The sequence below is a fragment of the Symbiopectobacterium sp. RP genome (genome assembly GCF_050472005.1).
Lineage (GTDB): Bacteria > Pseudomonadota > Gammaproteobacteria > Enterobacterales > Enterobacteriaceae > Symbiopectobacterium.
The window spans coordinates 100230-114170 of record NZ_JBGOGS010000001.1 but is presented as its reverse complement, the minus strand read 5'-3'; the positions used below and the strand labels follow the sequence as shown (position 1 = coordinate 114170).

The 13941-nt window shown below is 51.7% G+C and carries 15 protein-coding genes and 2 pseudogenes; 9 read left to right on the top strand and 8 right to left on the bottom strand.

What is annotated here, in order from left to right; translation table 11 throughout:
* Positions 1–76 precede the first annotated feature (76 nt).
* The 5 genes and pseudogenes from aroC to ACD630_RS00795 all read left to right on the top strand — a co-directional run bounded on the left by aroC (position 77) and on the right by ACD630_RS00795 (position 3759).
* Complete coding sequence (gene aroC, locus ACD630_RS00815) at positions 77–1162, top strand: chorismate synthase (protein ID WP_430357800.1); 1086 nt, start codon at positions 77–79, stop codon at positions 1160–1162.
* A 7-nt stretch (positions 1163–1169) separates the two neighbouring features.
* A complete protein-coding gene (mepA, locus tag ACD630_RS00810) occupies positions 1170–1997 on the top strand; it encodes a penicillin-insensitive murein endopeptidase (protein ID WP_430357799.1) in 828 nt (275 codons plus the stop codon).
* 3 nt (positions 1998–2000) lie between these two features.
* Positions 2001–2804 (top strand): sulfite exporter TauE/SafE family protein, encoded by an 804-nt coding sequence (locus ACD630_RS00805; protein ID WP_430357798.1) that lies wholly within the window; start codon positions 2001–2003, stop codon positions 2802–2804.
* A pseudogene (locus tag ACD630_RS00800) lies at positions 2801–3353 on the top strand (elongation factor P hydroxylase). Before ACD630_RS00805 ends, ACD630_RS00800 begins: the two are co-directional and overlap by 4 nt.
* Positions 3354–3477: 124 nt before the next feature.
* Positions 3478–3759 carry a YfcL family protein gene (locus ACD630_RS00795; RefSeq protein ID WP_430357797.1) on the top strand — a complete coding sequence of 94 codons (282 nt, stop codon included), beginning with the start codon at positions 3478–3480 and terminating at the stop codon, positions 3757–3759.
* A 344-nt stretch (positions 3760–4103) separates the two neighbouring features.
* Here the strand turns inward: ACD630_RS00795 and ACD630_RS00790 are convergent, their stop codons facing one another.
* Complete coding sequence (locus tag ACD630_RS00790) at positions 4104–4271, bottom strand: IS630 transposase-related protein (protein ID WP_430357796.1); 168 nt, start codon at positions 4269–4271, stop codon at positions 4104–4106.
* A gap of 57 nt (positions 4272–4328) precedes the next feature.
* Between ACD630_RS00790 and ACD630_RS00785 the strand changes: the two genes are divergently transcribed.
* Positions 4329–4583, top strand: a complete 255-nt coding sequence (locus ACD630_RS00785) for a hypothetical protein (RefSeq protein WP_430357795.1) — start codon at positions 4329–4331, stop codon at positions 4581–4583.
* A 56-nt stretch (positions 4584–4639) separates the two neighbouring features.
* Here the strand turns inward: ACD630_RS00785 and ACD630_RS00780 are convergent, their stop codons facing one another.
* From ACD630_RS00780 to ackA, 7 genes are all read right to left on the bottom strand, one after another.
* Positions 4640–4954 carry a hypothetical protein gene (locus ACD630_RS00780; protein WP_430357794.1) on the bottom strand — a complete coding sequence of 105 codons (315 nt, stop codon included), beginning with the start codon at positions 4952–4954 and terminating at the stop codon, positions 4640–4642.
* 81 nt (positions 4955–5035) lie between these two features.
* A complete protein-coding gene (locus ACD630_RS00775; RefSeq protein WP_430357793.1) occupies positions 5036–5158 on the bottom strand; it encodes a hypothetical protein in 123 nt (40 codons plus the stop codon).
* Between the two features lie 69 nt (positions 5159–5227).
* Entirely contained in the window at positions 5228–6547 is a 1320-nt protein-coding gene (locus tag ACD630_RS00770) for a glycoside hydrolase family 10 protein (RefSeq protein ID WP_430359831.1), read from the bottom strand.
* Positions 6548–6551: 4 nt separating this feature from the next.
* Entirely contained in the window at positions 6552–7430 is an 879-nt protein-coding gene (locus ACD630_RS00765) for an N-acetylmuramoyl-L-alanine amidase (RefSeq protein WP_430359830.1), read from the bottom strand.
* Positions 7431–7701: 271 nt separating this feature from the next.
* Entirely contained in the window at positions 7702–7854 is a 153-nt protein-coding gene (locus ACD630_RS00760) for a hypothetical protein (protein ID WP_430357792.1), read from the bottom strand.
* A gap of 173 nt (positions 7855–8027) precedes the next feature.
* Positions 8028–10166, bottom strand: a complete 2139-nt coding sequence (pta, locus tag ACD630_RS00755; protein ID WP_430357791.1) for a phosphate acetyltransferase — start codon at positions 10164–10166, stop codon at positions 8028–8030.
* A gap of 94 nt (positions 10167–10260) precedes the next feature.
* Complete coding sequence (ackA, locus tag ACD630_RS00750; protein WP_430357790.1) at positions 10261–11463, bottom strand: acetate kinase; 1203 nt, start codon at positions 11461–11463, stop codon at positions 10261–10263.
* Positions 11464–12012: 549 nt separating this feature from the next.
* Here ackA and yfbV point away from each other — a divergent pair.
* The 3 genes and pseudogenes from yfbV (at position 12013) to ACD630_RS00735 (ending at position 13783) form a co-directional block, all read left to right on the top strand.
* Positions 12013–12468: a terminus macrodomain insulation protein YfbV gene (yfbV, locus tag ACD630_RS00745; protein ID WP_430357789.1), complete on the top strand. Its 456-nt coding sequence runs from the start codon at positions 12013–12015 to the stop codon at positions 12466–12468.
* A gap of 180 nt (positions 12469–12648) precedes the next feature.
* Entirely contained in the window at positions 12649–13143 is a 495-nt protein-coding gene (locus ACD630_RS00740; protein ID WP_430357788.1) for a YfbU family protein, read from the top strand.
* 28 nt (positions 13144–13171) lie between these two features.
* Positions 13172–13783: pseudogene (locus ACD630_RS00735) on the top strand (HAD-IA family hydrolase).
* Positions 13784–13941: the final 158 nt, after the last annotated feature.

Here is a 13941-nt window from a genome sequence, read left to right as displayed (position 1 = left end):
GCTATGCCGGGCTCACCCCGGCAATATAAATCATAATGCAGTACAGAATAGCGATGTTACACAGAAAGGAGCCGTGATGGCAGGCAACAGTATTGGCCAGTTCTTCCGCGTCACCACGTTCGGCGAATCCCACGGTATTGCGTTGGGATGTATCGTTGATGGCGTACCGTCGGGCATTCCGCTGACTGAAGCGGATCTGCAACGCGATTTGGATCGCCGTCGCCCCGGTACCTCGCGTTATACCACGCAGCGCCGCGAGCCGGATCAGGTGCGTATTTTATCTGGGGTGTTTGAAGGGCTCACCACGGGTACCAGCATTGGCCTGATCATCGAAAATACCGATCAGCGCTCTCAGGATTACAGTGCGATCAAAGACGTGTTCCGCCCTAGTCATGCCGATTATACCTACGAACAAAAATACGGCGTGCGTGACTATCGCGGTGGCGGCCGCTCTTCGGCCCGTGAAACCGCAATGCGTGTGGCCGCTGGTGCCATTGCCAAAAAATACCTGCAAATGACACACGGTATTCAGGTACGTGGTTATCTGGCGCAAATGGGCGATGTTACCTGTGAATTGAAAGCGTGGGATATCGTCGAGCAAAACCCGTTTTTCTGCCCCGATGCCGACAAGATCGATCCGCTGGATGAATTGATGCGTGCCCTGAAAAAAGAGGGTGACTCCATCGGCGCTAAAGTCAGCGTTGTCGCCGAATCGGTGCCCGTTGGTTTGGGTGAACCAGTGTTTGACCGTTTGGATGCCGACCTAGCCCACGCATTGATGAGTATCAACGCGGTAAAAGGCGTAGAAATCGGCGATGGATTTGCGGTTGTCACCAAACGCGGCAGCGAAAACCGTGATGAAATTACCCCGCAAGGGTTCCAGAGTAACCATGCGGGCGGCGTGCTGGGTGGCATTAGTAGCGGACAGGCGATTGTCGCGCATCTGGCGTTGAAACCCACCTCTAGCATCACGGTGCCGGGGAAAACCATCAACCGTCAGGGTGAAGCAACGGAAATGATCACCCGTGGACGTCACGATCCCTGCGTGGGGATTCGTGCTGTGCCGATTGCGGAGGCAATGATGGCGATTGTATTGATGGATCATCTGTTGCGTCAGCGCGCCCAGTGTGCGGACGTCGTGAGTCAGGTTCCTCGTTGGTAAACTAAACATGAAAAAAGGGTGGTTGGGGGTCATTGCCGTGCTGTTAATCGCGGGCGTATGGGCAAAAACCCCGTGGCAAGAGATCGCGCATCCGGTGCCGGGTACGGCGCAGGCCATTGGTGCGTTCTCTAACGGTTGTATTGTCGGTGCGCAGCCGTTGCCGCTGGAATCCGTGAATTATCAGGTGATGCGTGTCGATCAACACCGCTATTTCGGTCATCCGGATTTGCTGGCGTTTATCACGCGACTAAGCGCTAATGTGAAAAAGCAGACTGGCGGTATTGTGCTGGTGGGCGATATGGGAATGCCGGCTGGCGGTCGATTCAGCAGCGGCCATGCCAGTCACCAGTCCGGTCTGGATGCGGATATTTGGTTACAGATGCCGCTGCAGCGTTGGACGGCACAGCAACTCCTGAAACCGCAGCCTATCGATTTGGTTGCAGCCAATGGTCGTCAGGTCAACCCACGCTTGTGGCAGCCACAGGTGACGGCGTTGATCAAATTGGCCGCGCAGGATCAAGAGGTCACCCGCATCTTTGTCAACCCGGCCATCAAGAAACAGCTGTGTCAGGAAGCGGGACAGGATCGTGACTGGCTGCGCAAAGTGCGTCCTTGGTTTGCGCACAGGGCGCATATGCACGTGCGGTTACGCTGCCCGACAGACAGCCTGGAATGTCAGGATCAGGACACGCCACCCGCAGGTGATGGGTGCGGTGCCGAATTGAGCAGTTGGTTTACGCCACGCCATCCGACCCCTGAAGCGCCAGTGAAAACGCCACCTCCGCTACCGGCCTCGTGTCAGGCATTACTCGATAAACATCTGTTGGTGAACTAAGTCATGGAATGGTTTTTAGTCAGCCCCGAAATGCTTTGGGTGTTGTTTGCTTTTGCAGCACTTGCCGGTTTTATCGATTCTATCGCGGGGGGAGGTGGGTTACTCAGTATTCCAATTCTGCTCTCGGCAGGACTAAGCCCAGCGCAGGCGCTGGCAACCAATAAACTGCAAGCGGTCGGTGGATCTTTTTCTGCCAGTCTCTATTTTGTCCGCCAGCGCGCCGTGAGGTTAAGTGAACAGAAGCTGCCCATCGCCTTGACCTTTTTAGGTTCAACGTTTGGTGCCTGGTTGATTCAGCAGATTCACGCGGATTTTTTGCGCCAGATCCTGCCAGTTCTGGTGATCGGTATCGTGCTCTATTTCCTGTTAATGCCGAAAATTGGCGATGAAGATCGCCAGAACCGTTTGTCGGGCCTTCCGTTTGCCTTTTTGGCGGGCGGGTGTATCGGGTTCTATGACGGTTTCTTTGGCCCCGGCGCTGGTTCTTTCTACGCGCTGGCGTTTGTCACGCTCAGCGGTTTTAGCCTGCCTAAAGCCACGGCGCATGCCAAGGTGCTCAATTTCACTTCCAATTTTGGTGGGTTGCTGTTCTTTATTCTGGGCGGTCAGGTGGTCTGGGGCGTTGGGCTGGTGATGCTGGTCGGGCAGGTGTTGGGGGCCCGTCTCGGTGCTCGCATGGTGCTCAATAAGGGGCAAAAGCTGATCCGTCCGATGCTGGTGATTGTGTCTGCCTGTATGAGCGTGAAGTTGATTTATGATAACCACGGCAGCGATATTGCCCAATGGATAGGACACCTCTGGTCATGACCACCTCTAGTGTAAGCACTACGCACGATTACCGCGATCTCATTACTTTGTTCGCCCAGTGCTTTGAGCAGGACTATAACACTCGGCTGGTGAAAGGGGATGATGAGCCTATCTATCTGCCTGCTGATGAACAGTTTTCCTATCATCGTATTGTGTTCGCGCACGGGTTTTATGCCAGTGCATTTCATGAAATTTCGCACTGGTGCATTGCCGGTGAGGCGCGACGCAAGCTGGTGGATTTTGGCTATTGGTACTGCCCGGATGGCCGCGATGCGGCAACGCAGGGGCAGTTCGAGCAGGTAGAAATCAAGCCACAGGCGTTTGACTGGCTGTTTTGCGTAGCTTCGGGCTTTCCCTTTAATGTCAGCTACGACAATCTGGAAGGGAGTATTGAGCCGGATCGCATCGCGTTTCAGCGCACCGTACATGCACAAGTGATGACCTATCTGGAGCAAGGTATTCCGGCGCGTCCATTGCACTTTATTCGTGCATTACAATACGCCGCCGTTGACGGCGGAGCAGTTCCCGTATCCCGCCGATCTCAACTGATGCGGATAAACGTTATAGCCAAGCGACATTATTTTGATAACAATTAGCTGTATTTTTTGCCACATATCAGGGCATTGGCTGTAATCATTTTTAAGTCGGTTGGCTATAATAGTGAGGATGTTAGATGATCGCAGAATGTGAAGCGCATATTCTTGCGCTGATTGATGATATGGTAGAGCATGCCAGCGATGATGAACTTTTTGCCGGTGGCTACCTGCGCGGTCATTTGACGCTGGCAGTGGCAGAGGCTGAAGAGCAGGGGGATACCTCGGTTCAGGCGCTCTATCAGCGCATTTGCGACAGCGTACAGCAAGCGATTAAAAATGGTGAGCTTTCGCCGCCGGATCAGATATTAGTCAATGGTATGTGGGATGATTTATTTCAGCGCGCCTCGCAGATCAATTGATAACGTACTCGCACTGACTCGGTAGATGGCTTTGTTGAATAAATAGATTTTATGCTGGCAGCCCAGCGAAACGACGGATCCTCGCAACGTAAAATCATGCAGTTAGGCCTCATGAGAAAAGTGTACACCTGAGATGACAAGCATTTTCAACCAAAACTGGCATGGAAAAACAGCATGATTACCTATTATTCAACAAAGCCTCTATTTGATTAATCCAACGCGATGGCTTTGTTGAATAAACATATTTTATGCTGCACCCCCGGTGAAACGACAGATCCTCGCAACGCAAAATCATGCAGTTAGGCCTCATAAGAAAACTGTAAACCTGAGGTGACAAGCATTTTCTACCAAAACTGGCTGGCAAAACAGCATGACTCACTATTATTCAACAAAGCCCAACGCGATACAGAGGCAGGGCCAATCCGAAATTGCTTTGCTGTTTCTCGGATACTCAACCCTTCTTCTTCCCGTGTAGATATCACTTTACGTCTAAAATCAATTGAATAGCTCATTTAAATAATGTAATCAAAATTAAGTCGTTTAGCTATAGTACCGGCACCTCAATCAGCATGAAAATAACCGTCAGAAACACCACCAGTGCCAATGAAAAAAAACTGGATATAGCCAACCGACTTAAAAATGATTACGGCCAATGCCCTGATATGTGGCAAAAAATACAGCTAATTGTTATCAAAATAATGTCGCTTGGCTATACGTGGCTGAGCATGCGGGTGATCAGCCCAAGAAATTGCCTAGGGTCAATCAGCGACATCGCCGCTTCCGGCGATAGCGTTAGCCCCAATTCCTGCAACGGTGCCATATAGCCAACCGACTTAAAAATGATTACAGCCAATGCCCTAATATGTGGCAAAAAATACAGCTAATTGTTATCAAAATAATGTTGCTTGGCTATACCAACGGTAAGCTGACGCGTCAGCAGGCTGCGCATTTGCAAGCTCATTTGATTTAATTCAGGCAATGCCGCCACCATCCTGAGCAGGACGTAAACCAGCAGCATCAACAATACGCCGCCCAGCAACACCACAATCAGAGAGCGCGGTAAGCGTGTGCGACACAATAGCGCCACTACCGGCTCAAGCACGATAGCCAAAAACAGGGAGAGCAGGATGATGGAGAGGATGGATGCCGCCAGATGGATCCCCATCATGACGATAGCTAATGCGGCTATAGCCAAGCGACATTATTTTGATAACAATTAGCTGTATTTTTTGCCACATATTAGGGCATTGGCTGTAATCATTTTTAAGTCGGTTGGCTATAACAGCAACATGCGGTTCAGCAACATATCATCGGAAAATACAAGTGTTTTCATGGTGGCCTGCTTAGGGTTAACACGACGTTTAAATCCTGCCGCACGCAATAAAATCCATTTTTGCAAATGTACGTCGGACAGCCTGTTCTACAACAGAAAATATAGCGGCTTTTCGCAGCAACGTCGTTTTTAGCGCTATTTACCCCAGTGCTTTCTGAGGTAATCCACCGCCGGTACGGTTTGAGGTTGATGAATAAATCCCTCACGAAAGAGCACGCTACCTTTCACTTCCGGCAGCGCTTCATTGAGCGTCAACTGCCGCCGCAGTTCAGGCACGCCGCCGTCCCGCGCCCAATCTGGCTCCTTTTGCGAAGGCACACCGACTTTATACAGTGCAATACCAATATAGAGGCGCGTTTTGGTTGGCCTTACCACATCCGCCCACCATTTTACCAGTGTGTCATAACGGACTATTTCTCGTGAAAAGGGCCAATAGATTTGCGGGATGATATAGTCAATCAAGCCACGTTCAACCCACAACCGAGTGTCCGCATAAGAGATGTCATAGGCCGCACCACCGCGCGTATCCGAACCGCGAGCGTCATTCTCTGCATTGCGCCACACGCCCGACGGACTGACGCCAAACTCAACCTGCGATTTGACCGCTTTGATTGCCATCGATACTTGCTCAATCAATAGCAACGTATTATTGCGCCGCCAGTCCCCTTTGACGACAAACCCCTGCCCATACTGCCTATAGATAGCATCGTCTTGCAAACGGGACGCGGGGGTTTCATAGTAGAAGTAATCGTCAAAATGGATACCATCCACGGCGTAGTTGTTAATCAGTTCCACCACCACATTGGTGATCCACTGACGCACCTCTGAGATACCGGGATCCAACACAAACCGATCGCTCGCCGTACGTATCCATTCTGGGTGCAACGCATAGACGCTAGAGGGCGACACACTAAGAGTGCGGCGCAGCGCGTCCACGGTTTTCGGCTGGGTATTGCTGGTCACACGGTAGGGATTGAGCCAAGCGTGAATGCGCAATCCACGCTTATGCCCTTCAGCCAACATGAAGGCCAAAGGATCGTACCCTGGATCTTTGCCCACCACGCCGGTTAATACATCAGACCACGGCAGTAACGCCGAGCGGTATAGCGCTGTGCCGTCCGGCTTTACCTGAAAAAAGACCGTGTTAACGCCCAGGCTAACCAGATTATCCAGCTTGTCGATCAGCGCCTGTTTTTGTAACGCAATGCGGTGCTCATCTGACGGCTCATCACTTAACGCAGGCGTCGGCCAGTCAAGGCCAGAAAGCGTGGTTAACCAAACGCCCTTAACGTTCTCCGGTATAGCCGGAGAAACGTGGACGGGAGCATCAACCACAGCAGGAGGAATAATTTTCCCCTTACTACTGCACCCCAGCACTCCACACACAGCAGAAAAAAACAACGTCAATAGTTCAGCATATTTGAGCAATTCCTTCGCAGTAGAAAGGGTAGTCACGGGTTCAGGTTCGGTATTTTTCCACCAGCGCTTTGGCAATCGCCTCCGTTTGTGCATCGACATTACCTTCAATATCCGATGGGCGGAAGTGCATTTGAAACGCGCTAATGGTCAAACGTGTTTCTTTATCCAACTCACCGTTTTGCGGAATTTTATCATAACCATACTGATGTAATGCTTTCTGAAGCGTCAACACATCCGCCGGCGCACTCGGCTGCCGCCCGGCGAGATACTTGTTCACCGTTGCATCATCAGGCCAAGCACCGACGCCCATCTCTGCAAACCGTTTCCAGGGGAACAGTTTGCCAGGGTCCTGTTTGCGCAGTGGTGCAATATCGCTGTGCGCCAAAACATTATCCGGCGTGATGTTGTTACGCTTGATAATGTCTTTGGTGAGCGCAGCAAGCGCGGTGATTTGCGTTTCATTGTAAGGATACCAGGTACGAACGCCAAGCATGTTATCGGTAAAGCCGAGGTTAACAATCTCAATGCCCACCGAAGAGTCATTGATATTTACCCGGCCATTCCAATTACTGACACCCGCATGCCAAGCTCTCATATCTTCTGGCACCAGTTGCATTACTACGGGTTTTTTATCCCGCAGCGGTGGATTTTTCGCAACCAGATAATGCGCGCTGACTTGTCTCTGGGTTAATACCTCTAGCGAACGCGCATCATTCAGCGTGGTGTAATGTAGGATCAGAAATCGGACACGCTCATTCTGGCCTTTAGCCGGATGAGTGGTATCCACGATGTAATCGCCGCGATCGACTAACGTTGAGAGCGGCGTAGAACATCCAGCCACAATCAATGCCAGTAACCCCACGGTGAGCAATTTCAGCCCATGTGGACGAGTGGTTGACGAAACAGAATTGAATATCATAGAAAAATTCACCTTCTTGGCGATCATTAACAGCAACAAACATTACGATAAGCAAGCAAACAGGCACTTTTATTCTAATAATGATTACGCGGTTGCTATTAAATCATCGCTAAACCGTTGCGATATTTAATCGTTTTAAAGCATTTCCAAGGATTAATTACCTTTTTTAACCCCCAATAAGTGACATTGTCACCTTGGAAGTTAACCCTAATTGCACTAAACGTTTCTGTAAAACAGGCAAAAAAAATGGGAGCCACCTAGCCCCCGTTTTTCATTCGATGCTAGGCGCTACAGCGCACGCTGTCGCGTTTCCTGCTTCAGCAGCATAATCGCAAAGACAGCAAACAGTATAGCCAAGAGACATTATTTTGATAACAATTAGCTGTATTTTTTTGCCACATATCAGGGCATTGGCTGTAATCATTTTTAAGTCGGTTGGCTATAATGCAACGCCCAGCCTTTCAAGAACATGTGATGGTGTCCTACGACGAATTGCGTGCGTGAGCGGAATTGACGTAAAAAAATCCTCCCGCAACCTGCGTTGCGAGGGGATGGGGACTGAAGTAGCGTACTACCACTTCAGTGGGTTACCCGAGATTATTGCTGGGTAGCCTGAATAGCAGTCAGTGCAACGGTATAAACGATATCGTCTACCAGCGCGCCACGGGACAGATCGTTCACCGGTTTGCGCATGCCTTGCAGCATCGGCCCGATGGAGATCAGGTCAGCAGAACGTTGTACTGCTTTGTACGTGGTGTTACCGGTGTTCAGATCAGGGAAGATGAACACGGTAGCTTGACCCGCAACCGGAGAATTCGGCGCTTTGGATTTCGCTACGTCGGCCATTACTGCGGCGTCGTATTGCAGCGGGCCGTCGATAACCAGATCCGGACGTTTTTCCTGTGCCAAACGGGTTGCTTCACGCACTTTTTCCACGTCGCTGCCCGCACCAGAGTTACCGGTGGAGTAGGAGATCATGGCAACGCGCGGATCGATACCAAATGCGGCGGCGGAATCGGCGGACTGAATCGCAATTTCGGCCAGTTGCTCTGCGGTCGGATCCGGGTTGATAGCGCAGTCACCGTAGACAAACACTTGTTCCGGCAGCAGCATAAAGAACACGGAAGAAACCAGTGAACTGCCCGGAGAAGTTTTGATCAACTGCAACGGCGGACGGATGGTGTTAGCGGTAGTGTGAACGGCACCGGAAACCAGACCGTCAACTTCGCCTTGTTCCAACATCAGGGTGCCCAGCACCACGTTGTCTTCCAGTTGCTCACGCGCGACCACTTCGGTCATGCCTTTGCTCTTACGCAGCTCAACCAGACGCGGAACATAGCGTTCGCGAACGGCATACGGATCGACGATTTCGATGCCTTTGCCCAGTTCAACACCCTGTGCAGCCGCAACGCGTTGAATCTCTTCCGGGTTACCCAGCAGCACGCAATGCGCAATACCACGTTCGGCACAGATAGAGGCGGCCTTCACGGTACGCGGTTCGTCGCCTTCCGGCAGCACAACGCGTTTGCCCGCCTGGCGTGCCAGCTCGGTCAGCTGATAGCGGAATGCCGGTGGAGACAGACGGCGAGAACGCTCGGATGCGGCGCTCAGGGATTCGATCCACTGGCTGTCGATGTGGCGAGCCACGTAGTCTTGGACTTTCTCAACGCGTTCGCTGTCGTCAGCCGGCACTTCCAGGCTGAAGCTTTGCAGACTGAGTGAGGTCTGCCAGGTGTTGGTGTTCACCATAAATACTGGCAGGCCAGTCTGGAAGGCGCGTTCGCACAGTTTGGCGATGCTGGCATCGATTTCATAACCGCCGCTCAGCAGCACGGCACCGATTTCAACGCCGTTCATGGCAGCCAGGCACGCGGAGACCAAGACGTCAGGACGATCCGCAGAGGTTACCAGCAGGGAGCCCGGACGGAAATGTTCCAACATGTGCGGAATGCTGCGCGCACAGAAGGTCACGGTTTTCACACGACGGGTCTGAATTTCGCCTTCGTTGATGATGCAGGCATTCAGGTGTTTTGCCATGTCGATAGCGCGAGTAGCGATCAGATCGAAGCTCCACGGCACGCAGCCCAGTACCGGCAGCGGGCTGTTGGCAAACAGTTGTTTCGGATCGACGTTCGGCACGTCTGCTTTGCTGGAATCGTCGAAGATTTCAGATAAATCAGGACGGGTACGACCTTGCTCATCCACCGGAGCGTTCAGCTTGTTGATGATAATGCCGGTGATGTTTTTGTTCTTGCTGCCACCAAAGCTGCTGCGAGCCAGTTCGATGCGCTCTTTCAGCTGGTCCGGAGAGTCGTTTCCCAGTGCGATAACGAACACGATTTCGGCGTTCAGGGTTTTAGCGATTTCATAGTTCAGCGCGTTGGCAAACTGATGTTTGCGCGTCGGCACCAGACCTTCTACCAACACCACTTCTGCATCTTTGGTATTTTCGTGGTAGTTGGCGATGATTTCTTCCATCAGCACGTCTTGCTGGTTGGAACTGAGCAGCGCTTCAACGTAGCTCATTTTCAACGGTTCAGCCGCAGTGATGGCTGAGTTGGCGCGGATGATGGTGGTGGTCTGGTCCGGCGTATTGTCGCCAGAACGCGGCTGCGCGATCGGTTTGAACACGCTCAGGCGCACGCCTTTTTGTTCCATGGAACGAATGACACCCAGGCTGACGCTTGTCAGACCAACGCTGGTGCCAGTGGGGATCAACATGATTGTACGGGACACGGCTAAACCTCTTTTACGGTTGCTCGCTGAGCCAAAAACAGCTTGGTCAGAAACGACACCGTCAGCCTTGGCTGACGGTGTGGGATTACTTGTCTTACGCGGTGAGACGCAGGGCGTCTTGCGCGATAACCAACTCTTCGTTGGTCGGGATTACCAGCGCAGGGCGGCAGCCCTCTTTGCTGATGTTGCCGCCGTTGCCGAAGCGAGCAGCTAGGTTGCGTTCGTGGTCGACTTCAAAGCCCAGCAGGTCCAGTTTGTTCAGCGTCAGTTCACGTACCATGGCAGCGTTTTCACCGATACCACCGGTGAAGATAACGGCGTCCAGACGGCCTTCCATCAGCGTACTGTAAGCACCGATGTATTTAGCCAGACGGTGGCAATACACGTCCATGGCACGTTTGGCATCCGCCTTGGTGGTGTAGTTGTCTTCAACATAGCGGCAGTCGCTAGTGACTTCAGTCAGGCCCAGCAGGCCAGATTCTTTGGTCAGCAGCTTGTTGATAGCCTCAACGCTCATGCCTAGGGAATCGTGCAGGTGGAAGATGATTGCCGGGTCGATGTCACCGCTACGGGTACCCATGACCAAACCTTCCAGCGGGGTCAGACCCATGGAGGTATCGACACACTTACCGTTACGCACTGCGGTTACGGAACCGCCGTTGCCTAGGTGGCAAGTGATCAGGTTAACTTCGTCAACCGGCTTGTTCAGCGCTTCTGCGGCATGTTGGGTCACAAAGAAGTGGCTGGTGCCGTGTGCGCCATAGCGGCGAACGTGATGCTCGGAGTACAGTTTGTACGGCAGGGCATACAGGTAGGATTCTTCCGACATGGTCTGGTGGAATGCGGTGTCGAATACGGCAACGTTTTTGTCTGCTAGCGCAGGGAAGGATTTCAGCGCTTCGTCGATGCCAATCAGGTGAGCCGGGTTGTGCAACGGTGCGAAAGGCACGGAATCTTTGATGCCTTGCAGTACGTCGTCGTTGATCACGGCAGACTGGGTGAATTTCTCGCCGCCGTGTACGATACGGTGACCGATAGCAACCAGCTGCGCGGAGAGTTCCGGTTTCTGTGCCAGAATGGTGTTAACGATGAAGTTCAACGCTTCGCTATGTGCAGCGCCTGCGCCCAGCGCAGCTTCCTGCTTGGCACCATCCATTTTCCACTTGAGACGGGCTTCAGGAAGGTGGAAACACTCGGCCAGACCTGACAGGTACTCTTCCCCGTTAACAGCATCGATGATCGCGAACTTCAGGGATGAACTACCGCAGTTAAGAACCAGTACTAACTTACTCGACATGGAAGTACCTACTTGTTATACATGGTGAACAAATGTCAAACAGCGCGTAGCATAGCCTAAACAGCCGCTGACATTTATGACTAACGTCATGGCACGGTGTGATTTCCCTGACATGACCATGAAAAAGCGCCGATATGGCCTATCCGCATAGCATACTGGATGCACGGCGTGCGAAGATGACATATCGGCCCTGAAAAGCATGTGGCGAAAAATAAGGCGATAAATGTCGCGCACGCACCAATGGTCCCCCTATTTTTTGCCTATGCTGTAGTTAATACAGTTGAAAACGGCATTCATCATCAAGCACGATGGTGAAAGGATCGTTATTCTGGCATGCAGCATGACCACGTTGGTTTAGTGACATGACTACTTTAGTATAGATGGCGACCTACGCCGAGGTAGGATACCGATAGCGTCAGGCAAACACAAAATATATTTTAAGTTTATCAAATGGAGTTGCTAGCTTGCTTTAGAATTTTATTTTTTATCTGTTATTTTGATGATGCAATTGAAAATGGTAATAACTGAAACGGTAACAAAGGAGTCGCCATGAAATCTCAACCAGCTGATAAACGCGGGGGATGGCGTGTACTCCATTACGGGCAACATTATATGAAAACCTGGCTGCTGGATAAACGTCTGGCGCCTGTTTTCCCTGAAAACCGTGTGGTGCGTGCTACGCAGTTCGGTATTCGCTTTATGCCGCCGCTGGCAGTGTTCACCTTAACTTGGCAGATCGCGCTGGGTGGCCAACTGGGGCCAGCAGCTGCGACCGCACTGTTTGCTTGTAGTCTGCCGTTACAGGGGCTGTGGTGGCTAGGCCGCCGCTCGGTATCGCCGTTACCGCCAACGCTTTCCGAATGGTTTCACGATCTTCGCCTTAAACTGCAAGAGGCTGGGATGGCGCTGGCACCGATTGAAGGTAAACCCACTTACCAGATGTTGGCCGACGTGCTGAAACGTGCTTTTAAACAGCTGGACAAAACCTTTTTAGATGAACTGTGACCGTTTTCACCCTTTGCGTGTGAATAGCATTATTTTGTCCTTATTTTGTCCTTCCCCTCTGTTTTAAATCAAAAAACCGGAGGCTAGCGCTATCTTCCCACTTTTGAGTATGCGATTCTGGTATCAGGTTAAACGAGTCAGCGGCGTCAGGCCGGTACTATAGAGGTTCAGGAGTGCACGATGGAAATGACGAATGCCCAGAGATTGATTCTTTCGAATCAATACAAAATGATGACGATGATGGATCCGGACAATGCAGAACGCTATCGTCGGCTGCAAACCATCGTCGAGCGTGGCTATGGGCTGCAAATGCGTGAGTTGGATCAGGAATTTGGCGAACTCAGTGAAGACGTGTGCCGCACCATCATCAATATCATGGAAATGCACCATGCCTTGCAGGTTTCTTGGGATAACCTGAAAGACCGCAAGGATCTGGATCTGCGTCGCCTGGCCTTTTTGGGCTTTGATGCCGCGATTGAAGCGCGCTATCTCGGCTTTGTTCGTTTCATGGTGCATGTGGAAGGGCGTTACCCGCATTTCGATTCCGGTACTCACGGCTTCAACGCACAGACTAAAATGTGGGAAAAATACAACCGCATGCTGGCAGTGTGGGTGTCCTGTCCGCGTCAGTATCATTTAAGCGCCGTAGAGATTGCGCAAATCATCAATGCCTGAACCGGTGAAATAAAACAAAGAGGTGGTTGTGGAGTGTAAAGGTTTCCTGTTTGATTTAGATGGTACGTTGGTGGATTCACTACCAGCCGTGGAGCGTGCCTAGGTTAATTGGGCGGTTGCCCATGATATTGCCCCCCAAGAGGTGCTTGATTTTATCCATGGCAAACAGGCGATCACCTCACTGCGCCACTTTTTGCAGGGTAAAAGCGAAGCGGAGATCCAGCGTGAGTTTGATGAACTGGAGCGCACCGAAGCGTCTGACACGCAGGGTGTGCAGGCGATGCCGGGCGCAAGCCAACTCCTTGAACGTCTTAACGCGCTCGGCATTCCTTGGGCTATCGTGACATCAGGCACCGTACCTATCGCCCATGCGCGCCATCGTGCCGGGCGATTGCGGCAGCCGGATGCTTATCTGCTGGGTGCTGCAAGCCTGGGTTTGGAACCGCATGAGTGCGTGGTGGTAGAAGATGCGCCTGCCGGATTGGAATCTGGATTAGTGGCAGGTTGCTAGGTGATTCCCGTTAATGCCCCTGCGGATGCCTTGGCGTTAGAGGACGTTGATATGGTTCTGACATCGCTAACGCAACTGACCCTAACGCCTACGCCGAACGGTGTGCAGGTGAGTAAGCTAACCGATTGATAAAAGCGTAACTAAATATGATCAAAACCCCGCCTCGGCGGGGTTTTTTTATGGCAGACTACTAGAACAGACTTGGGTTAAGCGTGATTTTTTAGGCTGTTACCGTCTGGACGGTTATAAATGACCGTGTTGCCGCTGGCTTACGCGTTTTTTTGGGA

Excerpts from the sequence above, each read along its gene's own strand:
- ACD630_RS00805 (WP_430357798.1), top strand. The coding sequence starts at position 2,001 with ATGGAATGGTTTTTAGTCAGCCCCGAAATGCTTTGGGTGTTGTTTGCT.
- mepA (WP_430357799.1), top strand. The coding sequence starts at position 1,170 with ATGAAAAAAGGGTGGTTGGGGGTCATTGCCGTGCTGTTAATCGCGGGC.
- aroC (WP_430357800.1), top strand. The coding sequence starts at position 77 with ATGGCAGGCAACAGTATTGGCCAGTTCTTCCGCGTCACCACGTTCGGC.
- ACD630_RS00765 (WP_430359830.1), bottom strand. The coding sequence starts at position 7,430 with ATGATATTCAATTCTGTTTCGTCAACCACTCGTCCACATGGGCTGAAA.
- ACD630_RS00785 (WP_430357795.1), top strand. The coding sequence starts at position 4,329 with ATGAAAATAACCGTCAGAAACACCACCAGTGCCAATGAAAAAAAACTG.
- ACD630_RS00760 (WP_430357792.1), bottom strand. The coding sequence starts at position 7,854 with ATGATTACAGCCAATGCCCTGATATGTGGCAAAAAAATACAGCTAATT.
- ACD630_RS00740 (WP_430357788.1), top strand. The coding sequence starts at position 12,649 with ATGGAAATGACGAATGCCCAGAGATTGATTCTTTCGAATCAATACAAA.
- yfbV (WP_430357789.1), top strand. The coding sequence starts at position 12,013 with ATGAAATCTCAACCAGCTGATAAACGCGGGGGATGGCGTGTACTCCAT.
- ACD630_RS00795 (WP_430357797.1), top strand. The coding sequence starts at position 3,478 with ATGATCGCAGAATGTGAAGCGCATATTCTTGCGCTGATTGATGATATG.
- ACD630_RS00790 (WP_430357796.1), bottom strand. The coding sequence starts at position 4,271 with ATGAGCTATTCAATTGATTTTAGACGTAAAGTGATATCTACACGGGAA.
- ackA (WP_430357790.1), bottom strand. The coding sequence starts at position 11,463 with ATGTCGAGTAAGTTAGTACTGGTTCTTAACTGCGGTAGTTCATCCCTG.